24 protein-coding genes and 1 pseudogene are annotated in these 20732 nt (G+C 69.8%); 6 read left to right on the forward strand and 19 right to left on the reverse strand.

Annotated features, from left to right (window positions below; genetic code table 11):
• The coding region (locus ABZ195_RS03590) for a cytochrome b (RefSeq protein ID WP_355214969.1) at positions 1 to 656 on the reverse strand (656 nt) is incomplete at its 3' end.
• Positions 657 to 738: 82 nt separating this feature from the next.
• Positions 739 to 1233 carry a MarR family transcriptional regulator gene (locus tag ABZ195_RS03595; RefSeq protein ID WP_355214971.1) on the reverse strand — a complete coding sequence of 165 codons (495 nt, stop codon included), beginning with the start codon at positions 1231 to 1233 and terminating at the stop codon, positions 739 to 741.
• A gap of 82 nt (positions 1234 to 1315) precedes the next feature.
• Between ABZ195_RS03595 and ABZ195_RS03600 the strand changes: the two genes are divergently transcribed.
• From ABZ195_RS03600 to idi, 4 genes are all read left to right on the forward strand, one after another.
• Positions 1316 to 3382: an MMPL family transporter gene (locus ABZ195_RS03600; protein ID WP_355216037.1), complete on the forward strand. Its 2067-nt coding sequence runs from the start codon at positions 1316 to 1318 to the stop codon at positions 3380 to 3382.
• Positions 3372 to 4352, forward strand: a complete 981-nt coding sequence (locus tag ABZ195_RS03605; protein WP_355214973.1) for a hypothetical protein — start codon at positions 3372 to 3374, stop codon at positions 4350 to 4352. The genes ABZ195_RS03600 and ABZ195_RS03605 overlap by 11 nt, the downstream gene beginning before the upstream one ends.
• A gap of 183 nt (positions 4353 to 4535) precedes the next feature.
• Positions 4536 to 5042, forward strand: coding sequence for a VOC family protein (locus ABZ195_RS03610; protein ID WP_355214975.1), 507 nt, complete (start codon positions 4536 to 4538; stop codon positions 5040 to 5042).
• A 73-nt stretch (positions 5043 to 5115) separates the two neighbouring features.
• Entirely contained in the window at positions 5116 to 5655 is a 540-nt protein-coding gene (gene idi, locus ABZ195_RS03615; protein WP_355214976.1) for an isopentenyl-diphosphate Delta-isomerase, read from the forward strand.
• A 1-nt stretch (position 5656) separates the two neighbouring features.
• Here idi and ABZ195_RS03620 read toward each other — a convergent pair whose 3' ends face one another.
• From ABZ195_RS03620 to ABZ195_RS03655, 8 genes and pseudogenes are all read right to left on the reverse strand, one after another.
• Positions 5657 to 6664, reverse strand: coding sequence for a DUF5914 domain-containing protein (locus tag ABZ195_RS03620; protein ID WP_355214978.1), 1008 nt, complete (start codon positions 6662 to 6664; stop codon positions 5657 to 5659).
• A complete protein-coding gene (locus tag ABZ195_RS03625) occupies positions 6661 to 8184 on the reverse strand; it encodes an FAD-dependent oxidoreductase (protein ID WP_355214980.1) in 1524 nt (507 codons plus the stop codon). The genes ABZ195_RS03620 and ABZ195_RS03625 overlap by 4 nt, the downstream gene beginning before the upstream one ends.
• Positions 8185 to 8186: 2 nt before the next feature.
• Positions 8187 to 9134, reverse strand: coding sequence for a phytoene/squalene synthase family protein (locus tag ABZ195_RS03630; RefSeq protein ID WP_355214982.1), 948 nt, complete (start codon positions 9132 to 9134; stop codon positions 8187 to 8189).
• Positions 9131 to 10639, reverse strand: a complete 1509-nt coding sequence (crtI, locus tag ABZ195_RS03635) for a phytoene desaturase family protein (RefSeq protein WP_355214984.1) — start codon at positions 10637 to 10639, stop codon at positions 9131 to 9133. Before crtI ends, ABZ195_RS03630 begins: the two co-directional genes overlap by 4 nt.
• Positions 10639 to 11775: a polyprenyl synthetase family protein gene (locus ABZ195_RS03640; protein ID WP_355214986.1), complete on the reverse strand. Its 1137-nt coding sequence runs from the start codon at positions 11773 to 11775 to the stop codon at positions 10639 to 10641. The genes crtI and ABZ195_RS03640 overlap by 1 nt, the downstream gene beginning before the upstream one ends.
• Positions 11776 to 12095: 320 nt before the next feature.
• A pseudogene (locus ABZ195_RS03645) lies at positions 12096 to 12230 on the reverse strand (ANTAR domain-containing protein); the annotation flags it as partial.
• 188 nt (positions 12231 to 12418) lie between these two features.
• Entirely contained in the window at positions 12419 to 13936 is a 1518-nt protein-coding gene (locus ABZ195_RS03650; RefSeq protein ID WP_355214988.1) for a HAMP domain-containing sensor histidine kinase, read from the reverse strand.
• Complete coding sequence (locus ABZ195_RS03655) at positions 13933 to 14634, reverse strand: response regulator transcription factor (protein ID WP_355214990.1); 702 nt, start codon at positions 14632 to 14634, stop codon at positions 13933 to 13935. The genes ABZ195_RS03650 and ABZ195_RS03655 overlap by 4 nt, the downstream gene beginning before the upstream one ends.
• Before the next feature lie 140 nt (positions 14635 to 14774).
• Here ABZ195_RS03655 and ABZ195_RS03660 point away from each other — a divergent pair, with 140 nt between their 5' ends.
• Positions 14775 to 15404, forward strand: a complete 630-nt coding sequence (locus ABZ195_RS03660; protein ID WP_355214992.1) for a hypothetical protein — start codon at positions 14775 to 14777, stop codon at positions 15402 to 15404.
• Between the two features lie 50 nt (positions 15405 to 15454).
• Here ABZ195_RS03660 and ABZ195_RS03665 read toward each other — a convergent pair whose 3' ends face one another.
• Positions 15455 to 16726 carry an ArsB/NhaD family transporter gene (locus ABZ195_RS03665; RefSeq protein ID WP_355214994.1) on the reverse strand — a complete coding sequence of 424 codons (1272 nt, stop codon included), beginning with the start codon at positions 16724 to 16726 and terminating at the stop codon, positions 15455 to 15457.
• A gap of 16 nt (positions 16727 to 16742) precedes the next feature.
• A complete protein-coding gene (locus ABZ195_RS03670; protein ID WP_355214996.1) occupies positions 16743 to 17204 on the reverse strand; it encodes a J domain-containing protein in 462 nt (153 codons plus the stop codon).
• Between the two features lie 277 nt (positions 17205 to 17481).
• Between ABZ195_RS03670 and ABZ195_RS03675 the strand changes: the two genes are divergently transcribed.
• Positions 17482 to 17712, forward strand: coding sequence for a CsbD family protein (locus tag ABZ195_RS03675; protein WP_355214998.1), 231 nt, complete (start codon positions 17482 to 17484; stop codon positions 17710 to 17712).
• Between the two features lie 76 nt (positions 17713 to 17788).
• Here the strand turns inward: ABZ195_RS03675 and ABZ195_RS03680 are convergent, their stop codons facing one another.
• The 7 genes from ABZ195_RS03680 to ABZ195_RS03710 form a co-directional block, all read right to left on the reverse strand.
• On the reverse strand, positions 17789 to 18217 hold the full coding sequence (locus tag ABZ195_RS03680) for an ATP-binding protein (protein WP_355215000.1): 429 nt from the start codon (positions 18215 to 18217) through the stop codon (positions 17789 to 17791).
• 61 nt (positions 18218 to 18278) lie between these two features.
• A complete protein-coding gene (locus tag ABZ195_RS03685) occupies positions 18279 to 18722 on the reverse strand; it encodes a PAS domain-containing protein (RefSeq protein WP_355215002.1) in 444 nt (147 codons plus the stop codon).
• A 44-nt stretch (positions 18723 to 18766) separates the two neighbouring features.
• Positions 18767 to 19015: a hypothetical protein gene (locus ABZ195_RS03690; protein WP_355215004.1), complete on the reverse strand. Its 249-nt coding sequence runs from the start codon at positions 19013 to 19015 to the stop codon at positions 18767 to 18769.
• 33 nt (positions 19016 to 19048) lie between these two features.
• Entirely contained in the window at positions 19049 to 19609 is a 561-nt protein-coding gene (locus ABZ195_RS03695; RefSeq protein WP_355215006.1) for an alkaline shock response membrane anchor protein AmaP, read from the reverse strand.
• A 1-nt stretch (position 19610) separates the two neighbouring features.
• Positions 19611 to 20180: a DUF6286 domain-containing protein gene (locus tag ABZ195_RS03700; RefSeq protein WP_355215008.1), complete on the reverse strand. Its 570-nt coding sequence runs from the start codon at positions 20178 to 20180 to the stop codon at positions 19611 to 19613.
• Entirely contained in the window at positions 20177 to 20557 is a 381-nt protein-coding gene (locus ABZ195_RS03705) for an Asp23/Gls24 family envelope stress response protein (RefSeq protein ID WP_355215010.1), read from the reverse strand. Before ABZ195_RS03705 ends, ABZ195_RS03700 begins: the two co-directional genes overlap by 4 nt.
• Positions 20550 to 20729 (reverse strand): hypothetical protein, encoded by a 180-nt coding sequence (locus tag ABZ195_RS03710; protein ID WP_355215011.1) that lies wholly within the window; start codon positions 20727 to 20729, stop codon positions 20550 to 20552. Before ABZ195_RS03710 ends, ABZ195_RS03705 begins: the two co-directional genes overlap by 8 nt.
• Positions 20730 to 20732 lie beyond the last annotated feature (3 nt).

Below are 20732 nucleotides of genomic sequence, written 5' to 3' on the forward strand. Positions count from 1 at the left end.
ATGATCCCCGGGATCAACAAGATGTGCAGCGCATACAGCCGCGGGATGATGATGCTGCCCGGGAAGTCCCCACCGAACAGCGCCCAGTGCAACCACGTCCCGATCAACGGCATCCCCAACGTGATCGAGGAGAACGCCGCCCGCAACCCGGTGCCCGAGAGCAGGTCATCGGGCAACGAATACCCGAAGTACCCCTCGAACATCGCCAAGATCAGCAGCAGCGACCCGATCACCCAGTTCGCCTCCCGGGGCCGGCGGAACGCACCGGTGAAGAACACCCGCGCCAAGTGCACCATGATCGAGGCGGCGAACAGCAGCGCCGCCCAATGGTGGACCTGGCGGACGAACAACCCACCACGCACCTCGAAGGAGATGTCCAACGCGGTCTCATAGGCCCGCGACATCTGAATCCCGTTGAGCGGCTGATACACCCCGTGATAAGTGACCTCGGCCATCGACGGATCGAAGAACAACGTCAAGTACACACCGGTCAACAGCAACACGATGAAGCTGTACAACGCGATCTCACCCAACAGGAACGACCAATGCGTCGGAAACACCTTGTTCAACTGACGGCGCACCGCCGCCGAGGGGTGATACCGCGAATCAATCGCATCGCCCTGATGGGCGGCAAGTTCAGCGAGCTTGGGACTCATGTGTTCGCTCCCGTGTGTCGACCTTCATTGTGCCGCTCGTAGCGCGTCATATTCTCGTCATGAATGGCTTATGCACGCTTCGTCATGAATCGGTCATCGGTGTGACATCACTGCTCAATTCGGCGCTGAAGTCCCGCATGGATCCCACCAGCGCTTCGAGCACGCGATGGGCGACCGTCAGCTCCGCGACGGAGAATTCTCGCAGCGAGGCTGCGGTGTGGACTCCCAGCGGCGTGAAGAACGCCCGGGCGACGGCATTGGGGTGGTCTGCGTAGCGCAGCAGCACCTTGCGCCGGTCGGACGGATGCGGCTCACGCGTCATATGTCCGGACTGCACCATCCGGTCGACGAGGTAGGTGATCGCGGCGCCGGAGACGCCGATGCGGTGGCCCAACTGGCTCTGCGTCAGCGGCTCGCCGTCGCGCTCGGACACCATGACGTGTAGCAGCGCACGAAAGTCGTTGTCAGTCAAGTCATGTCGATCACAGAACACCCGACTCAGATCATCGGACTCGGCGGACAGCGCCTGCACGTCGGACACGATCGACGCCTCGACGGCATCCCTGCTGGGGCTCACTCAATAATCCTTAATTTGATTAATGGTTAATCATCTTAATATAGTCGTCGTCATGAACTCGTGGGATCGATACGCCACCATCATCTCCGGTCGACGGTCGTGGATCGTCACGCTGTTGATCACCGTCGCAGCGGGCCTGCTGATGGCCCTCACGGGCGCGGACGACGGATCCACCAAATCGCCCGTGCCGGTGCCCGCCTCGGCCGAGTCTGCCCGCGCGGCCTCGCTCGCCAAGGACTTTCCGGCGGGTGACCAAGCACCGGTACTCCTGGTGGTCTCACGCGCCGACGGCGCGGCACTGTCCCCGGCCGATCTCGCGTCCGCCCGCGAAGCACGCCAACGGGTCCTGGCTCGCGCCGGCACGCAGGGCGGCGCTCCGCTCGCCACCTCCGAGGACGGCGTCGTCGCCGTGGCACCGGTGTCGATCGCCGCCGACCTCTCCGGTTTCGAGCTCGCCGACACCGTCACGGGCCTTCGCGACGCCGCGACGGACGGCGCACCCGAGGGACTGCGGCTCCAGGTCACCGGCGGACCGGCCTTCGGCGCCGACATCGCCGACTCGTTCTCCGGGGCCAACGTCACCCTTCTGGCGGTGACCGCCGCGGTCGTCGCGCTGCTGCTCATCCTCACCTATCGTTCGCCCATCCTGTGGCTGGTGCCACTGGCCGTCGTCGCCCTGGCCGACCAGACCGCCGCCGCGCTCGGCGGCGTGGTCGTCGGAGCGGGCGGTCTGACCTCCGACGGTTCCACCACCGGAATCACCAGCGTGCTGGTGTTCGGCGCCGGCACCAACTACGCCCTGCTGTTGATCTCGCGCTACCGCGAGGAGCTGGTGCGCACCCCGCACCACCGCGAGGCACTGAGAGTCGCACTGCGACATGCCGGCCCGGCCATCCTGGCCAGCAACGCCACCGTCGTGCTCGCACTGCTGACGTTGCTGCTGGCCGTGGTGCCGTCCACCCGCAGCCTCGGCGCGCAAGCTGCCTGCGGACTCGTGGTCGCCGCGGTGTTCGTCCTCGGCGTCCTCCCACCACTGCTCGCACTGTTCGGCCCGAAGTTGTTCTGGCCCTTCATCCCCCGGCAGGCCAACCACCGCGAGCCACAGCGCGCAGGAGCGTGGTACCGCGTCGCGACGTGGGTGAGCGATCACGCCGGACGGGTCACCGTCGGCACCGTGGCCTTGCTGGCCGTCCTCTGCACCGGGGTGTTGAGCACGCCGATCGGCCTGTCGCAGACCGACCAGTTCCGGGTGAAGGCGGAATCGGTGTCGGCCTACGACACCCTCGCCGCACACTTCCCCGGCGGACTGTCCTCACCCACGTCGGTCCTCGGACGCACCGACCGCGCCGATGATCTCCAGCGGGCCATCGGCGCCACCACCGGCGTCGTGTCGGCGCGTGCCGCCGGCACCTCGGAATCCGGTCTGACGCAGTTCTCGGTCGTCGTCGACGCCCCTCCCGCCTCGGACGCGGCCTTCGACGTCGTCGAACGCCTGCGCGGAGCGGTCCGGGCCGTCGACGGACAGGCCCTGGTCGGCGGGCCCGATGCCCAGGCACTCGACGCCCGCAACGCCGCTCAGCGTGATCAGCGCGTCGTCATCCCGGCGATCCTCGTCGTGGTCCTGCTGGTGCTCTACGTCCTGCTGCGGGCGGCGCTGGCCCCCGTGGTCCTGGTGGCGGTGACGGTGCTCAGTGCCCTCGCGGCCCTGGGCTTCGGCGGGTGGCTCAGCGTCCACGCGCTCGGCTTTCCGGCGCTGGACGACACCACTCCCCTCTTCGCGATTCTGTTCCTGGTCGCACTCGGCGTGGACTACACCATCTTCTTGATCACCAGGGCCCGGGAGGAGACCCACGAGCACGGCACCCGCGAGGGCGTCGTACGGGCCGTCTCGGCCACCGGCGGGGTCATCACCAGTGCCGGCATCGTGCTCGCCGCGGTCTTCGCGGTCCTGGGCGTGCTGCCCCTGATCGTGCTCACCCAGATCGGCATCATCGTGGGGCTCGGCATCCTCCTGGACACCTTCCTGGTGCGGACCGTGATGATCCCGGCCCTGTTCACCCTCGTCGGACCGCGCATCTGGTGGCCGGCACGCGTCGACCCGGCCATCCACCACCACCACACCCAGCGGGAGGTTGACCATGTCCACTAGCGACACCACGATGCGACCGACGAAGTCGTCGGTCCGGGCGTGGCGATGGATCTCGACCCTGCTGGCGGTGAGCCAGCTGGCCAGCCCGCCGGTCGTCGCGCGACTGTTCGGTGACTTCCTGGCCTCCGGCGACACCAACCGGGCACTCATCACGCCGTCGGGCTACGCGTTCTCCATCTGGGGCGTGATCACGCTGCTGACCGTCGTCACCGGGGTCGCCGTCCTGCGCCACGGACTCGGCTCGCCATGGGAGACCCGCGTCCTCGTCGAGCTGTCGGTGGTCTACACCGGCTTCACCACGTGGTTGGTCGTCGCGGCGCAGGACTGGCTGTGGGTCAGCGTGGCCGTCTTCGCGATCATGAACGTAGCCCTGGTCGACGCCGTCCGCCTGACGGTGTGCCGGGCCCGCGATCTGACCTGTCCGGGCTGGGTCCGCGGGCTCGCCACGGTGACCTTCGGCCTCTACCTCGGCTGGAGCAGCGTGGCGGTGTTCGTCAACGTGGCAGCCGCGGCGATCGGCACCGGGGCACCGGCCGGCGACGTCGGCTGGCAGGCGGCGATCCTGGTGGCCGCCACGGCGGCCGCGCTGGTCCTCACCTACGTGCTGCGCGGTTCGCCGGGTTACGTGGCCGCGGTGGTCTGGGCACTCGTCGCCGCCTCGATCGGCGCTGCGCACCGAGGGTCGACGGTGCTGGCCGCCGCCGGGCCTCGACCAGGGGGTGACGGTCCGGCTACTCCAGGGGAGCCGCGTCCTCGGGACGCTCCGGGGTGCCCGAGCCGTGCCTGGCGGCGAGTCGCCGATGCTCGACGAACTGCCAGGCCACCCCGGCGACGACGGCCAGCCCCGCGAGCAGGGCACCACCGGTGGCCAACGAGCTTCGGCCGACGGCGAAGCCGGCAAGGCTCAGGGCCGTCAGGGCGAGGCCGGCGGCGATCAGGGCGTAACCGGGCCACCGGGCGGCGTCCTTGAGGGCCTCGCCGGCGATGGGTCCGGGTTTGTTGGTCGCCTCAGCCGCTCCGCCCTCGTGTCGGTCGTCGGGGATGTCGTGTGCCATGTCGGGTATTCGGTGCCGACGGGCCGCGCCGGCGCCCCGTACCGCGTGTTCTGTGACACATCCACCGCAGAGCGCCGACTTCGGGGAGAATGCACCGCATGACCGCTACGGACGACGTGTCCTCGCAACGCTTCGGTTCGCGGCGCCACGAACTGGCCGAGACGTACCTGCGGTCCCCGGCCACCCGGCCGGCGTCGTCGGGCCGAGGAGTGCACCACACGGCGCTGATCAGCGGTGACGTCGAACGGACCATCCGGTTCTACCAGGAACTGCTGGAGTTTCCGCTCACCGAGCTCATCGAGAACCGCGACTACGACGGTTCCACGCACTTCTTCTTCGACATCGGCAACTCGAACCTGCTGGCGTTCTTCGACTTCCCGGGCCTGGACCTGCAACCGTACCGAGAGGTGCTCGGCGGGTTGCATCACGTGGCCGTCAGCGTCGAGCCGCAGCGGTGGCAGCACCTGCGGGAGAAGCTGGCCGCGGCTGGCGTCGAGGTCTCCGAACACAGTGGGGTGTCGCTGTACTTCCGCGACCCCGACGGAGCACGAATCGAGTTGATCGCCGACCCCCTCGGTGAGATGTACGGCACTAAGGTGCTCTGACCTCGGACCCGTCCAGAGCGGTGGCGGTGACGAATTCTTCGAGAAGTTCCTACGAGTGATGTTGCGGGTGTTCATGACCTCGATTCAGACCGACGAGTTGGTCGTCCTCCTCGACGACGCGGGCCGCAGCATCGGCACGGCCCGCAAGGCCGACGTCCACGGCACGGCGACTCCGCTGCACCTGGCGTTCTCCTGCTATCTCTTCGACGACGAAGGACGAGTTCTGCTGACGCGGCGGGCGCTGGACAAGCGGGCGTTTCCGGGGGTGTGGACCAACTCGTTCTGCGGCCACCCGGCACCCGGGGAGCCCCTCGAGGACGCCGTGGCCCGCCGGGCCCGTGCCGAACTCGGCGTCGACGTCTCCGACCTGCGCTGCGTTCTGCCCGACTTCCGCTACCGCGCCGTGGACGCCGGCGGCGTCGTGGAGAACGAAGTGTGCCCCGTCTTCTGCGCGCGGGTCGACGGACCTCTCGACGCCGACCCCGAGGAGATCATGGACTCCGCGTGGGTGCCGTGGGATCAGCTGCGGGCGGCCACCTCGATGCCGTGGGCCATCAGCCCGTGGGCCGTGGAGCAGGTGCCGCTACTCGACGCCGCAAACGTCGCGCGCTAGCTCAGCGACCGGACCTCAACGCGAACAGCCGCTCGGCGTAGGCGAGGTCGTCGCGCCACAGCCGCGCGGCGGCGGCCCGCATCAGGGGCCGGATCACGGGCGCCGCGACCAGACCCTTGCCGAAGTTGGGTCGGTCGGAGTGCGCGATGACTGCCTCCAGCACCGCGGTGCGCGGCAACCCGTCGGCGCCGGGACCCAGTGGCGTGCCATGGGTTTCGACGACGCTGCCGACACCCTCCCCCTCGACGATGCGCATGACCACGGTCCGCGGCCCCGGTGCGGTGAACTCCGCGATGACCGGGACGCCCAGCTTTCCGAGCCGGAAGGTCACGTCGACGAGGAAGCGGTCTTGGGCGTCGGGAAGCTCGTCGACCGCAGGCGGTGCGCTGAGCACCTTGAGCTGTGTGAAGGAATACGGGTGGAACCAGGCGCCGTGCCAGGGGTCCAGCCGGTTGGCGACGATGTCGCGGGGCTCGCACGTTCCCTCGAGTCGGGCGACGGCGGCCATCTGGGGGTGGCCGGGCCGTTCCGGGACGATGGGTGCGTCGGTGGGCTCCTCGCCCCCGACGGCGTCGAGGCGCACCCAGCACAGCACGCCGTCGTCATGGGCGGGGTACGGCTTCCAGGCGCCGTGCCGGCGATCGGAGAGCCGCAGTCCGTGCCACGGACACACCAGCGTGCCGCACTCCACCGGCGCGGTGGCGAGGTCGGCACCGAGGTGCGGGCAAGCGCGCGGCGCGACGAGCAATCCGCCGTCGGCACCACGCCAGGCCACGATCTGAACGCCGGCGACCACCGAACCCGTTGCCTTGCCGGCGATCTGGGAGCTCGCGGCGAACGGGAACCAGTTGCCGCTGGGTCGGCGTTCGGCGCGGCTCAGAGCGGTGGAGATCACCCGCGGGTCGGCGTCGGCGAAGGTCGGCGTCTGCGCCGACCAGTCCAGGGGCGGCAGCGTGGTGAACGGCCAACTCTTGGCCATGTTGGCGCGGAACTCGGTGAAGGAGCTCATGTGCGTTGACCTTCCGCTCGCGCGATCAGGCGACCGAGCCGCGCGGAACGGCCGCGGTTGGGCACGGTGTGCAGCGTGTGACCGGCCAGACCGAAGGTGTCGAGCAACTCGTTGGCCGCCGTCCACCCCGTCGTGGCGGCCCGCTCCATCAGCGCGACCGGCAGATCGATGCGGATGCCGTCCCCGGCCAGCATCACCCGGGGATCGGGTGTGCGCACGGTGGGCCGTCGTTCGAAGTCGCCGGGCCCGAAGGTCGGACAGTCCTCGCGCCGCAGCAACCGCTCGTCGACGACGGTCGCCGCGGCGGTCTCGGGATAGAGGTCGTACATCCGGGTCAGCAGACCCTCGCGCACCTCGGCGTCGTCGCCGGTCACGGAGTAGCCGTGCAACTCCACCACCGAGCCTCCGGTACGTGAGGCCCACTGTGCCGCTTCGCGTTCGTAGCGTTCCAGCACGCTGACGTTGTCCAGGGGCGGCCTGCCGCCCGTGCCGAGGAACGCCGCCCGGTCGGCACGCACCGGGCGGTCCAACCACAGTCGCAGCACCACGAACGGCGGCGCGTTGCCTACGCCGGCGACACGTCCCCGCCAGTCGTCGTCACCCAGGGTGGGCGACGCCGCCACGATCCGCCGCAACCCGGCGACGTCGGTCGCCAGCACCACGGCGTCCGCGGCGAGCGGCTCGTCGGAGCCGCAGTCGACCCGCACCTCGTCGCCCATCTCCACCGAACGCACAGAGGTCCCGGTGTGGAATCGGACGCCGTTGCCCTCCAAGTACTTTCGCAGCGGATTCCACAGCGCCTCGTCGAAATTGGCGTTGGCGACGTCGAACACCAAACCCTCGTTGGAGCCCAGGAAGTAGATGTGGAACATCGTCACCAGCTCGGCGGCCGAGAGCTTCTCGGGCTTGACGAAGAAGCTCCTCGCGAATACCTCGAACGCCAGGTGGCGCGCCGCGTCCGGAAAGTTGATGTCCTGCAAGAATTCCGCGGCGGTCCGGTCGTCGAGGTCGCGGTAGGTCTGCGGCACCGACGCGGTGGCCAGTGGCGCGGCGGCCATGCCGTCGATCCGCATGAGGTCGCGCAACCGGAAGGTGGGGCTGCGCAGGGCGAAGGTCAGGGCGTTGAACGGCGGCGTGCGCGGCAGACCGCGGAACGTGTCGCGGCGACCGTACTCGTCGACCAACGGGTAGTCCTCGACGGGAGTCAGCGCCGACAGGTGCGGATCCGAGCGACGCAGCAGGGCACGCAGGTTGTAGTACTGACGGAAGAACGCGTGGAATCCACGGTTCATCGCCACCGCGGATCCGTCGGCCAGGGTGTCGGGCCAACCACCGACCCGCCCGCCGACGTAGTCGGTGGCCTCGACGACGTCGACGGCCACACCGCGTTCGCTCAGACCGGCGGCGGCTGCCAGGCCGGCGATACCCGCACCGACGACCACCACTCGCGGCCTCGTCGCCAGCGCGTCGGCGTGGGGCAGACCGGCTCGCGCGGGCACGGTCTCGTGAAGCTTGTCCACTCCTACCCCTTCCGGTGCCGAAGCCGCGCGCCCCAGGCCTTGACGACACCCGCTCCGGCGACGGCCGCGCGGCGTCCGTTACCGACACTGGCACGTCGGCTGAAGATCTCGAAGTCCATCTCCTCGATTTGGTCGAGAATCTCGGAGTAGAGCTTCAGGGCGGTCTCGACGCATGGTCGTGACACCGGCGCCAGAGCCGTGATGCCCGGTCGGGCGGCGTCGTACACCCGCCGCGTGACGTCGTGCTGTTCGCGCAGGGCGCGACGCACCCGGGCGTCGATCTTGCGGTTGCCCTGGCACCAGGTCAGGACGTCGCGGTCGACGCCGTGGACGGCGAGTTCGTCAGCGGGCAGGTAGACCCGTCCGCGCCGCAGGTCCTCGTCGACGTCGCGCAGGAAGTTGGTCAGCTGGAACGCCTTGCCCAGTGCGGCTGCGAACGGCGCGGCGTCCTCCCGCGGGCCGACGGTTCCGAGGATGGGCAGCATCTGCAGACCGATCACCTCGGCCGAGCCGTACATGTACCGCTCGAGGGCGGCCCGGTCGGGATAGTCGGTGACCGTCAGGTCCATCCGCATCGAGGCGAGGAAGTCGTCGAAGAGCTGCCACCCGATGTCGTAGCGGCGCGCGGTGTGCACCACCGCCGTGAGGGTGGGGTCATCGGCGCAGGCCTGGTTCTCGACCAGGCAGTTGAAGAGTTGCGTGGAGAACAGCTGCAGCTGCTGAGCACGCACCTCGTCACCGCGGGTGTCGTCGAACTCGTCGAGGATGTCGTCGGCGCGGCGTGCGAAACCGTAGAGCGCGTGCACCGCGGGGCGTTGGGCGGGGGCCAGCAGCCGCGTCGCCAGGAAGAAGGTCTTGCCGTCGCGGGCGTTGATCTCCCGGCACGTCCGGTAGGCGTCGCGCAACGACGGGTCGAGCACGCCCGCGGCGTCCAGTTCCGAGCCGATCATCGTGATGCGACCTCTCGATTCGCTTGCGCCACCGGCACTCCGGTGATCCGGTCGGCGGCCAACCGGCCCGACATCACGGCGGTCGGAACGCCGACACCGGGCACCGTGGACGATCCGGCCAGCACCACGTTGTCCACGCCGCGCACGGTGTTCGCCGGGCGGAACGGTCCGGTCTGGGCGAAGGTGTGCGCCAGCGCGAAGGGCGTTCCGGCCAGCATGCCCTGGCGACCCCAGTCCGCGGGTGTCACCACCGAGAGCACCTCCATGTCGTCGCCGACCTGAGGCAGTCGCTCTTGGACGGCGCCGAGCATGTGCTCGACGTAGGCCGACGACGTCGCGTCCCAGTCCATCTTGCCGATCTCGGTGTTGGGAGTCGGGGCCAAGACGTAGAGCAGGTCACGCCCGGGCGGGGCCAGGGACGGGTCACCGGCGGTCGGTCGCGTGACCAGCAGCGACGGGTCACCCATCACCCGACCGTCGGTGATGATGTCGGTGAAGGTCTGCTTCCAGGCCTCGCCGAAGAGGATCGTGTGGTGGCCGACCGACGAGTCCAGGGCGGGCACGCCGACGTGAGCCACGACCGCCGACGGCGCCGGCCGCAGCTTGAGCAACCGGCGGGGCGCGTAGTCCAACAGCCGGTAGGTGTCGGGTAGTTCGGTGGTGAGCACCACGGCGTCGGCCGGGATGCGCTGGCCCCCGTCGGTGATGACCGCGGTGGCCCGTGAGCCGCTGCGCTCGATGGCGGACACGGTGGCGCCGTAGACGAATTCGACGCCCGCGTTGGCCGCCGCGGCGGCCATCGCGTCGGGCAGGGCCCGCATGCCGCCACGGGGGAAGTAGACCCCGGCGACGGTGTCCATGTAGGCGATCACCGCGTAGACGGCCAGTGCACTCTGCGGGGGCACCCCGGCGTAGAGCGCCTGGAAGGTGAACACCCGCAACAGGCGTTCGTCGCTGAGGAACTTGCGAATCACGCTCTCCCACTTGCGGAATCCGCCCATGGCCAGCAGTCGGCCCAGTTGCGGAGTCAGCAGCGAGAGCGGCGAGTCGAAATTGGCGCCGATGAAGCCGTCGAACTCGGTTTCGTACAGCGAGGTCAGCCACTGGCGCATCTGCAGGTAGGCGTCGGCCTCCTTGGTGCCCGCGAACCGCTGAACCTCCGCGTACATCGCCATCGGATCGGTGTGGACCTGCAGGGTCTCGCCTCCGGCGAACACCGCGTTGTACGCGGGGTGCACCGGCATCAATTCGATGCGGTCGGTGAGCTTCTCCCCGACCGCGCCCATGGCGTCGTCGATGATGTCGGGCATCGTCAGCACGGTGGGCCCCATGTCGAGGCGGTAGCCGGAGACGTCGGCCCGGCCCACTCGTCCGCCGGGGTGATCCTCCCGTTCGACGACGGTGACGTTGCGGCCACGGCCGGCGAGGTAGAGCGCCGCCGACAGTCCCGACAGGCCACCGCCGACCACGACGACCCGGTCGGTCTTACCCTTTACGGTGCGCATCACGCACTCCTCTCGGTGCAGTACACGGCCATGTCCTCCATTGCGGCACGGGCGTCTTGTGGAATCCCGGCCACGTCGAGGTAGCCGATCGCCTGGGCCAGCCGCTGCTCGATGAGTTCCTCGATCCATTGGATGGCGCCGCTGGCGATGATCAGCGTCCGCCATCGTTCGGCGTCCTCGGTCGTCAGGGTGGGGGTGGTCATCAGGTCTGCCAGTTGGCGTCGCAGTCCGGCGTCGGCCATCTGGTGAGCGGCGACGACGACGCTGGTGGCCTTCTGCGCCTCCAGGTCGGTGCCGACGGACTTGCCCGTCACCGTCGGGGACCCCGAGATGCCGAGGAGGTCGTCGCGCAGCTGGAAGGCCTCGCCGATCGCGGTGCCGTACCGCCCGACGGCGTCGACGACGGCTTCTCTACAGCCGGCCATCGCCGCGCCGATCTCCAGCGGTCGCCGCACGGTGTAGTTGCCGGACTTGCGCCGCGCCACGTCGAGGACTTCCTCGAACGTGGGGAACGCATGCGAATCGTTGACCAGGTCGGCGAGTTGACCGACTGCCAGTTCGACCCGCATCTCGTCGTAGCGGGGCCAGATGCGCGCGAGCGCCTCGGCGCTGACGCCGCTCTGGCGGAGCATCTTCTCGGCCCACACCAGGCAGAGGTCACCCAGGATGGTCGCCGCCGACTCACCGAAGCGATCCGAGGAATCGGTCAGCCCGCGCCCGCGGTGCCAGGCGCTCAACGCGACGTGGGCGGCCGGGCGGCCGCGACGCAACGTCGACTCGTCCATCACGTCGTCCTGCAGAAGGGCGAAGGCGTGGAGCAACTCCAGGCTGGCCGAGGCGCGCAACGCCGCCTCGTCCTGCTCCGCGCCACACAACCACCCCAGGTACATGAAGGTCGACCGAACGTACTTGCCGCCGTCGAGGAAGTCTGACAGCACGCCGCTCGCGACGTCGACGCCGGTGCCGTCGAGTTGGGGAAGGCACTCGGTGGTCACGAAGTCGACGAGCAGGCCCCGCACGGCGGCCCGCACGTCGGCCGAACCTTGGACGGCTCTGACGGGTGACCGGCCGCGATGCCCGCGATGGCGCCGATGGGACAGGACGACACCCGGCGCCTCGTGGTCGTCGCCGGTCATGTGCACGGATTGCCCACTCGGCACGGGTTCACGCCTCGCTTCCACGCGTCATGCGACTGCGTACGTTCTGGTCCGTCGGTGTCGTTGCGCTGGTCCCCACGGCAGGAGATTCGGAGCCGAGGTGAATCCGGCGGTGTGTGACGTGGACGATATTTCCGCATCGGCGTGGATCAGGCGAGGTGACCACCCAGTTCGGCCTCGGCGCCGACGTGCCGGGTAGCGGCGTCGGTCACGCGCTGGTGCGCGGTGCGCAGCAACAGGTCGTGCTGGATGCGGCGCTGCGGTGACGACGTGCGGGCCAGTTGCACCAGGTCGTCGGAGACCTGCCGGGCGATCAGCCGCAGTTTCACGTTGTGCTGCTGGGACTGCTCCCGCAGGCGCAGGAACGCTTCGTCGGCGTCGATCCCGTACACGAACATCAGCATGCCCTTCGCCTGCTCGATGACAGCCCGGTTCGAGTCGTATTCGAAGGCGGCGTTGGTCGTCGCGACCGACTCCTCGTCCCCGGATCGGCCGTGTCCGGGGTCCGGGCACGGGATGCCCATCCGCTGCCGCTCGGACTGCATGACCCCCCCAACGAAACTGAACGAGTAGTCCTTTTCTGAACTATTCGTCCAATAGTGCCCTGTGCTCGGCACCCAGGTCAACGCCCCGCGGTGTCCGCGCTGGTCACGGGCAGGGTCAGCCGGAAACGAGCACCCACCTCGGACGGTTCACACACCAGGTCGCCGCCATGCGCCCGCGCCAGGGCCCGGGCGATCGACAACCCCAGTCCGGCCCCGCCGTGGTCGCGGTTGCGCGAGGCGTCCAAGCGCACCAGACGGTCGAAGATCCGCTCGCGGTCGGCCGGGGCGACCCCCTGCCCGGTGTCGCCGACGACCACGTTGGCGACCGGGTTGGCGGCACCCGCGTCCACGTCGACGTGGACGGTGATCCGGCCGCCGGCCGGGGTGTAGCGGCGCGCGTTGTCGAGCAGATTGGCCAAGATCTGACCCACGCGATGGGGGTCGGCCCGAATCATCAGGCGTTCCGCACCCGTGCGCACCACCGACGTCTGGGGTGCGAGCATGTCGGCTCGCTCCACCTGAGCCTCGGCGATGCCCACCAGGTCGACCTCTGCCATCCGCAGCGGCAGCCCGGCGTCGATGCGGCTCAGGTCCAGCATGTCGGTGACGAGCCGGCCGGCCCGGCGGGCGTCGGACAGCAGCAGCGAGAGTCGGCGCTTCGTACGCGACGACGCCTCCGGCGTGGTGTCGTCGGCGGTGTTGGTCAACTGCTCGGCGGCGACCTGAATGCCGGCCAGCGGCGTGCGCAGTTCGTGCGCGGCGTCGGCCAGGAAGTCTCTCGTCTGCGCCTCGGCGCGGCGGGCCGCCTCCGCGGCCTCCTGCGCGTTGCGCTCGGCAGCCTCCAACGCATCGAGCATCACGTCGAAAGCCGCTGCGGCACGGCCGAGTTCGGTGTTCGGGCGATCCGGATGCAGACGACGGCCACGGTCGCCGGTGCTGATCGCCCTGGCCACCATGGTCAACCGGTCCAGGGGACGCAGCGCACTGCGCGCGACGACGACGAGCAGCACGGCCGCCACGACGAGGGTGATGGCACCCGCGCCGATGAGCAACTCACGCAGATCGCGCACCGCCGCGGTGGCCGGCGTGGTGTCGGCGACCAGGATCACCCGCGAGCCGTCGGGCAGCGGATGCACCAGCGCGGTGTTGGTCTCATCGGGTGGCGGCGGAGGAGGCGGCGGCCCGCCCGGACCACCCGGCGGCGGTGGCGGACCGATCGGATCACCCTGCCCGGGAGGCCGTCCCGGCCCGCCCGGAGGACCTGGCGGCGGCCCGGAGGGCGCCAGCGCCGCTCCCGGCCCCTCGACGGTGTCGGGGCTGATCGCCGGGTCGCCATAGGACTGCCCGTCGGCGGTCACCAGCAGCGCCCGGATGCCGCCCCCGTTCAACTCGGCCGCCGTCTGTTGCGGCGAGGCGCCCGACTGCGCGAGGGCGTCGGCGCGCGTCGCGGTCGCCACCAATCGGTCGTGCAGGTCGCGACTGACCTGGGCGCCGAAGGCGAAGTCGATCACCACGCCGAAGACCACCAGCGCGGTCGCCAGAAGGGCCACCGCGGAGAGCGTGACGCGGCGGCGCAACGACGGGGTCTCGGTCACGATGTCGTCGGTGTCAGTTGATAGCCAATTCCCCTGCTGGTGTGCAGGATTCGTGGGCCGTGTGCCTCGAGCTTGCGACGGAGGGCGCTGATGTAGACCTGCACCAGATTGGGGTCGTAGGCGTCGTAACCCCACACCGCGGTGAGGATCTGCTCCTTGCTGACCAGCCTGCCCCGTTGGTCGGCGAGGTAGGCCAGCAGGCGTAGCTCGGTGGCCGTCAGGTCCAACGGCTGACCGGCGCGGGTGGCCGTGCCGGCGTCGACGTCGAGCATCAGGTCCCCGAGTTGCACGGCCGACGGCAGCCGGCCGCGGCGGCGCAACACCGACCCGACCCGCGACACCAACTCGGCCAGCTCGAACGGTTTGACGACGTAGTCGTCGGCCCCGCCGTCCAGGCCGCGCAGCCGGTCGTCGAGCCCATCGCGGGCGGTGAGCAGCACGATGCCGGTGTCGCCGTAGTCCCGCACGACGTTGATCAGCGCGAACCCGTCACGGCCCGGCATCATCACGTCGAGCACCACCAAATCGGGACGGAAGCCGCGCAGCGTCTCCTCCAGGCCCGTGCCGTCCGAGCGTGCGCCGGTGACGTATCCCGCGTCGTCGAGCGCTTCGCTGACCATTTCGCGGATCGTCTCGGAGTCTTCGACGACCAGGACGCGGGCGCGCGGCTCTGGACGCAACGGTGCGCGACTGGTCATGCGTTCATTGTGTCCCGTGCCGGGGGCGCCTTCCTGAAGCGAAGCTGAAGGATTCGGCCTGCACCCGCATTCTTCAGGTTGGCTTCAAGTTCGCCCAGCAACGTCGTCACCAGCAACAGCCAACCGAAAGTGAGGACGACGTGAACGACGACAAGAACAACGACACTGCCGACACCACCGACACCGACGATTTGACCGCCCAGCACGTGGAACCCGCGCCGCCGGCCGAGAAGCCGGCCAGCCGCTGGTCCGGCACCGGCGACCGCGTCCGCCAGCACCCCGTCGGGGTTGCGGTGGGAACGGGTGTCGCCGCCCTGATCGTGGGCGGCATCCTGGGCGCCGCGCTCTTCGGCGGACCGTCGACGGACGTGGGGCCGGCCGGGATGTCGAATCACTATGCGGCCCAGGGTGAGATGTGCGCGCCCGGACCGCCTCCGGGTGGACCTGGCGGCCAGTTCGGCGGCCCGCCGCCCCCGCCTCCCGGTGGACCAGGTGGACCCGGCGGACCCGGCGGTCAGTTCGGTGGCCCCCCGCCCCCGCCTCCCGGTGGACCAGGTGGACCCGGTGGACCCGGCGGCCAGTTCGGCGGCCCCCCGCCCCCGCCTCCCGGTGGACCAGGTGCGCCCGGTGGACCCGGCGGGCAAGCTGCCCCCGCTGCTCCTGCGGCCCCGGGCCCTCAGCAAGCCCCGGCACCGCAACCCGGCGGCTCCGCACCGGCCCCGGCCGCACCCACGACCCCCTTGCTCCCGGCCGAACAGCCGGCTCGCTGAGCCAAGGTCGCCGCGGGGTTCTCGGGACGACCCGAGGACCCCGCGGCGGCTCATGCGAACCCGAGTTCCAGGCCTGCCCACAGGGCTGCGACGGCCCCGACGACGCATAGCGGCACGGTCGCCAACCCCAGCAGCGTGAACTCACCTAGCCGCGGCCGGATCCCGGCACCGGAGAGCACCCGTCGCCACAGCAGGGTCGCGAGTGATCCGACATAGGTCAGGTTGGGTCCGATGTTGACGCCGACGAGCATCGCCAGGATCAGACCTGCCGGCGCACCGGAGCCCAGCGCCGTGAGCATCAGCAGCGTGGCGGGCAGGTTGTTGACGACGTTGGCCAGCACCGCCGACACGGCGGCCACCACCAACAAGCCGACGAGCGTCGGCGCCTCGGGCAACACCCGGGCGACCGCGCGGCCGAGTCCGTGCTCGCTCACCCCGGCGACCACCACGCCGAGGGCGAAGACGAACAGACAGAACAGTGGTGAGCCGGCCCGGACGATCGTCGGGATCGTCACCGAGCCGCGGCGGAGGCCGGGGATGGCCAGCACGACGGCACCCACCACCGCCACCCACACGGGTTCGATGCCGGCGAAGCCCGAGGCACCGAAACCGACCAGGGTCGCGGCGAGGACGACGAATGCGTAGACGGGCGTGGCCTGCTCGGCGGGCGCTTCCTCCTCGACCGACTCCGCGTCGCGTTCGGCGGCGAGGTCCTTGCGGAAGAAGATGCGAAACACGGCGTACTCGAGGCCGACGACGACCAACCACGGCAGCGCCATCACCGCGGCGAACGAGACGAACGTCAGTCCCGAGGCCGAGAATGCCAGCAGGTTGGTCAAATTCGACACCGGCAGCAAGGTCGACGCCGAATTCGACAGGTGGGCGCACGCGTAGACGTGCGGCTTGGCGCGGACCCGCACGAGACGGGCCGTCGCCAACACGACCGGGGTCAGGAGGACCACGGTCGCATCCAGACTCAGCACGGCCGTCGTGACCGACGCGGAGACGAAGACCAATGCCATGAGCCGCTGCGAGCTGTCGCCGGAGGCCCGCGCGAGCGCAGCGCCCAGCCACCGGAAGACCCCCTCCTCGTCGGCCAGATGCGCGAGAACCAGGATGGCGGCGAGGAATCCGACGGTCGGACCCAGCAGCTTCATCTGTTCGAGTGCGGCACCGGGACTGACCGCGCCGCACACCACCAGGACGGCGGCCACCGGCACCGCCAGCGTCGCCTCGGGCAGTCCGCGGGGTTGGACCATCGCGAACACCAGCACCGCCGCCAGCGCCACCAACGCGGCGACCTCGGCCCAGATCCCGGTCATCGGCGTACTCGAAGGATCACCGGCCGCGGTCCTTCCGGAGCGTCTCGTAGGCGTGCCTGCCACGACTGAACGTCGCGGCGTCGCCCCCGGTGTCCGGATGGTGCGCCGCGGCGTGGTCGCGCCACGCACGCCGAAGTTCGGCCAGCGTGAAGTCGGGCATGAGCCCCAGCACGGTGAGCGGATCGGTGGACGGTGCCGGCAGCGCCGGGCGCTTTGGTGCCGAGGCGTTCCTCGGCGAGGTGCTGCGCGCCGCACCCGTCGTGGCAGCGGACTTCTTCGCCGGCGCCTTCTTCGCCGGCGCCTTCTTCGCGGCCTTCTTCGCCGGCGCCTTCTTCGCGGCCTTCTTCGCCGGCGCCTTCTTGGCGGGAGCCTTCTTGGCGGCCACCTTCTTCGCGGGCGCCTTCTTCGCCGGCGCCTTCGTGGCGACCTTCTTGGCGGGCGCCTTGCCGACTGTCTTCTTCGCGGGAAGTTCTTTCATCACTCTCAGCTCGCCGGAATCGATTGCCATCATTGGTTATTCACGCATCAGACAGGTTGGCCGACACTCCCTCGACACTTGGGCACGACGGTCATCCGGCACGGGATACATTGCCATACGCACGCGCCGGCAACGGCCGGATCGTTGCCCGACGCTACGGGGCCTACCTGAATCCAACCTGAAGACGGGTCCATGTTCAGACGTCGGAGACTCTGGGTACTCCGCGATCGGTTCCCGGAGAACGGGAACGTCACACGCCGACGAATGGAGCTCACCCATGGGTGACAGTGGACCCGAAGAAGCAGTGAAGGGCGTCGTCGAGGACGTCGCGGGCAAGGCCAAGGAGGTCGTCGGCATCGTCAGCGGCAACGACGGCCTCCGCGAAGCCGGCAAGGCACAACAGGACAAGGCCGAGGCTCAGCGCGACGTCGCCAAGAAGGAGGCCGAGGCCGAGGCTGCACGCGCCGCCGAGAAGTCCGCCGAGGCACGTCAAAAGGCCGCCGAGTAACGCACTTTCGCGAAGGCTGTAACGGGCGGGCAGATCCTCCAACGGTTCTGCCCGCCCGTTTGGCGTGGGGACGGCCCTATTCCGCGGTGTCTCCCGAGAGGTCGTAGTCCAGCCGCACCGTGGTGCCGTCATGGCGCCGGTCGACGGTGCATTGGTCGGACAGGGCGCGCATCAAGGCCAGACCCCGGCCCCGCCGGTTGAGCGCCACGGCCGGGCTGGGTCGCCATCGCCCGCGATCGCTGATCCGCACGCGGAGCCGGTGCCCCCCGTCGTAGTGGGCGTGAATCGTGATGTCGCCGCCATGACGCCCGTGGTAGGCATGTTCGGCGCAGTTGGCCAGCGCCTCGTTCACCCCGAGCAGCACGTCGGCACAACGCGATTGGGTCAGCGGGACGTCGGACTGATGCAGCCAGGCATCGAGATCCTGGCGCAATCGCGACGCCTCGACGGCGTCGGACCGGCGCGTTCGGTGCAGCTGCGTACTGGTCCCCACTGGTGCGCGCATCGCTGTCATGTTCGGGGCATACCCCGAAATTCGGAGATGACCACCTGTCGGCGACCACTCGTCAGCGTCCCTGCGCCCACAGTTGCTCGGTCAGGTCCTGGAACGTCACCAGGGCGATGTCGTCGTCCGCGCGTTGAAGCGCCGATCGACTCATGACGGCGCGAACGACGGATCCGTCGGCGTGCGACAGCCGAACCAGCGAGCCGGCATGCCGTTGCAGCTCGGTGACGGCACCGTCGGACTTCAGGGGCGCCTCGAAGACGTCGGTGAAGTTCATGACCTGCAGTTCCTCGCGCCTGAGGCCGAGCATCTCGGCCATCGCGTCGTTGGCGAAGAGCACCGTGCCCTTCTCGGTGACCGCCACGACGGGCACGGGCAGTTGATCCAGCACCCGCAATGCGGGCAGGCGTCGCAGCGTGTCCATCTGCGTCTCGTCGTGGGTGCGTGGACGCCTCCGGTCGACCGACGGCCGGTCGGGCTGAGGTGGTGGAGACTCGACGTGCATGTCAACTCCTCACATTCGCCGAATATCTCTGTGCGGCAGCGCCTTTACGGTAGGCGTTTGACGTGGGTCGACTCCGGACTCGCCGTCGTCTCATCCGCCTCCGGCCCATGTTTGCGGGTGAAGCGCCGGGTGACCGACGACAGTCCGAGCAGGGCCCGCGAGATCGCGGTGGGCGTTCCGCCGTTGCGGCGCTGAAGGTACTGGCCGAGCTTGGTCAGCACCGTGGCCACGACGGGAAGCAACAAGCTGGCCAGGATCCAGCGTCTGACCGGGGTGGCCAAGAGGGCAAGCATGGAACGGTCCCTTCTAGTCGACGGCGGATGCCGTCATCGAACCCGGCGACGCTCGCGCTTGCCGGTGTGAATGGTGGTGCGGGTGGCGACCGACGGGTCGGTGAGCACGCCCGCGATCTGCGCGCACACGGCGTCGATGGCCGGGATGAGCCGGTCGGATCGCGGGGACGCACTCGTGGTGACGGTGAGGTCGACGGTGCGGGTGCCCCGGTCGATGACGGCCTTGCCGCTGGCTGATTCGACGTCGAGGGTCTGCTCTAGGGCCTGGGCCGCCGCGGAGGCAACCTCACCGAGGTCGACGGTGATCGACCCGGAGTCGTCGCGACGCAACGGCAGGTCCTTGACCTTGGCGGCCGGCGAGTGCGCGAACAGCCACCGCAGTGCCAGGACGACCAGCACGACGCCGGCGCCGGCGAGCGCGAAGGGCCACCATCCGGTCGTGGTGGCCGAGTGCAGTCCGGGCACCGAGACGTTGCGAGGCAGGTTGGACACTCGGCCGGTGGTCCACACCACCAGTGCGGCGCCGAGCGCGACGAGCGCGAGTCCGGCGACGACGGCGGCGAACCGGTCGAAGGTGACGGCGGTGCGGGTCATGTCAGTTGGCTCCCGTGCGGGTGCGCACCGTGATGCGCGGGGTGGTGGTGGTGAAGCCGCCGATTGCGTCGGCGACGGCCGTGGTGATAGCGGCCTTGAGGGTGGGGTCGTCCCCGGTGACGTCGGCGGTGACCTTGACGGACCGCAAGCTCGCCGAGGCGCGGCTGTCGAGCACGCCAGGCACGGAACCGGCTGCGGCGCGGGCCAACCGGGCGAGGTCGGCCTTCGTGATCCAGACGCTGGTCGAGGCCGGGACCTCCAGTGCGGTGCGTCGCCGCGGCCGGATCGCGGCGTAGATCCACCACAGTCCGACGAGCACCGCGACGACGCCGGCTGGCAGCATCCAGCCCTGAGGGGTCAGACCGTCGAGACCGGAGACGGCGGCGTCGATCCACGCCGTGCCGGTCAGCCAGCCGAAGTGCACGGCGGCGTCGCGCAGCGCGATGGCGCCCGCGGCGAGGATCAGCAGGGCCAGCAGCGCCCCGACGTAGCCGGCGGCAGGCGCAGCCACGGGCGGACGGCCCGGTGCGGGCCGGGCGGTCCCGACTGCGTGTTCTTGGGTGGTGGTCATTGCACGGTCCTCGATGAAGCGGTCAGGGGTAGGACGGCGTCGACGGCGACGTCCACGCGGTCGACGGTCAGCGCGGCGTAGTCCTTCAGGGCGGCGACGACGTTGCGTTGGACGGCGGCGCCGACGACGACGGCGGACTCGGGCCACGCGACGGCGATGTTGACCTGTACGCGTGCCCGGTCACCGGCGACGGCGACGCTGGCGCGCGGCAGTTCGCGGCCGGTGATCTTGTCCAGACCCGCGGAGTGCGGGTGCACTCCTTCGGTCAGTCGGGCGGCGTGCACGGCGAGCCGTTGGGCCACCTTGTCGCGTACGACGAGATCGCCGCGTCCGCCGGGGTCCTCGGCGGGGTCGACGCCGATGTCGTCGTCAGCCACGACGGCTCCCGGGGAACAACGCCGACAGGTCGAACTCGCCGTCGCGCTGGCCGCCGACCAGATATCCGGCGACGCCCAGGATCAGGGCGATGACGAACCCGGTCAGCCCGCCCGCGGCCGCGGCGATGCCGAGCAGCAGTCCGGCGATCAAGCCCAAACTCGATGTGGTCATGTC

Origin of the sequence: Mycobacterium sp. NPDC006124, assembly GCF_040614235.1 — a bacterium.
Lineage (GTDB): Bacteria > Actinomycetota > Actinomycetes > Mycobacteriales > Mycobacteriaceae > Mycobacterium.

What these genes read in the sequence shown, in the direction of transcription:
- ABZ195_RS03700 (WP_355215008.1), bottom strand. Translation starts at nt 20,180, where the DNA reads ATGACCACCACCCAAGAACACGCAGTCGGGACCGCCCGGCCCGCACCG.
- ABZ195_RS03665 (WP_355214994.1), bottom strand. Translation starts at nt 16,726, where the DNA reads ATGACCGGGATCTGGGCCGAGGTCGCCGCGTTGGTGGCGCTGGCGGCG.
- ABZ195_RS03630 (WP_355214982.1), bottom strand. Translation starts at nt 9,134, where the DNA reads ATGATCGGCTCGGAACTGGACGCCGCGGGCGTGCTCGACCCGTCGTTG.
- ABZ195_RS03685 (WP_355215002.1), bottom strand. Translation starts at nt 18,722, where the DNA reads ATGCACGTCGAGTCTCCACCACCTCAGCCCGACCGGCCGTCGGTCGAC.
- ABZ195_RS03695 (WP_355215006.1), bottom strand. Translation starts at nt 19,609, where the DNA reads ATGACCCGCACCGCCGTCACCTTCGACCGGTTCGCCGCCGTCGTCGCC.
- ABZ195_RS03710 (WP_355215011.1), bottom strand. Translation starts at nt 20,729, where the DNA reads ATGACCACATCGAGTTTGGGCTTGATCGCCGGACTGCTGCTCGGCATC.
- crtI (WP_355214984.1), bottom strand. Translation starts at nt 10,639, where the DNA reads ATGCGCACCGTAAAGGGTAAGACCGACCGGGTCGTCGTGGTCGGCGGT.
- idi (WP_355214976.1), top strand. Translation starts at nt 5,116, where the DNA reads ATGACCTCGATTCAGACCGACGAGTTGGTCGTCCTCCTCGACGACGCG.
- ABZ195_RS03605 (WP_355214973.1), top strand. Translation starts at nt 3,372, where the DNA reads ATGTCCACTAGCGACACCACGATGCGACCGACGAAGTCGTCGGTCCGG.
- ABZ195_RS03680 (WP_355215000.1), bottom strand. Translation starts at nt 18,217, where the DNA reads ATGCGCGCACCAGTGGGGACCAGTACGCAGCTGCACCGAACGCGCCGG.
- ABZ195_RS03620 (WP_355214978.1), bottom strand. Translation starts at nt 6,664, where the DNA reads ATGAGCTCCTTCACCGAGTTCCGCGCCAACATGGCCAAGAGTTGGCCG.
- ABZ195_RS03690 (WP_355215004.1), bottom strand. Translation starts at nt 19,015, where the DNA reads ATGCTTGCCCTCTTGGCCACCCCGGTCAGACGCTGGATCCTGGCCAGC.
- ABZ195_RS03640 (WP_355214986.1), bottom strand. Translation starts at nt 11,775, where the DNA reads ATGACCGGCGACGACCACGAGGCGCCGGGTGTCGTCCTGTCCCATCGG.
- ABZ195_RS03610 (WP_355214975.1), top strand. Translation starts at nt 4,536, where the DNA reads ATGACCGCTACGGACGACGTGTCCTCGCAACGCTTCGGTTCGCGGCGC.
- ABZ195_RS03675 (WP_355214998.1), top strand. Translation starts at nt 17,482, where the DNA reads ATGGGTGACAGTGGACCCGAAGAAGCAGTGAAGGGCGTCGTCGAGGAC.
- ABZ195_RS03670 (WP_355214996.1), bottom strand. Translation starts at nt 17,204, where the DNA reads ATGAAAGAACTTCCCGCGAAGAAGACAGTCGGCAAGGCGCCCGCCAAG.
- ABZ195_RS03655 (WP_355214990.1), bottom strand. Translation starts at nt 14,634, where the DNA reads ATGACCAGTCGCGCACCGTTGCGTCCAGAGCCGCGCGCCCGCGTCCTG.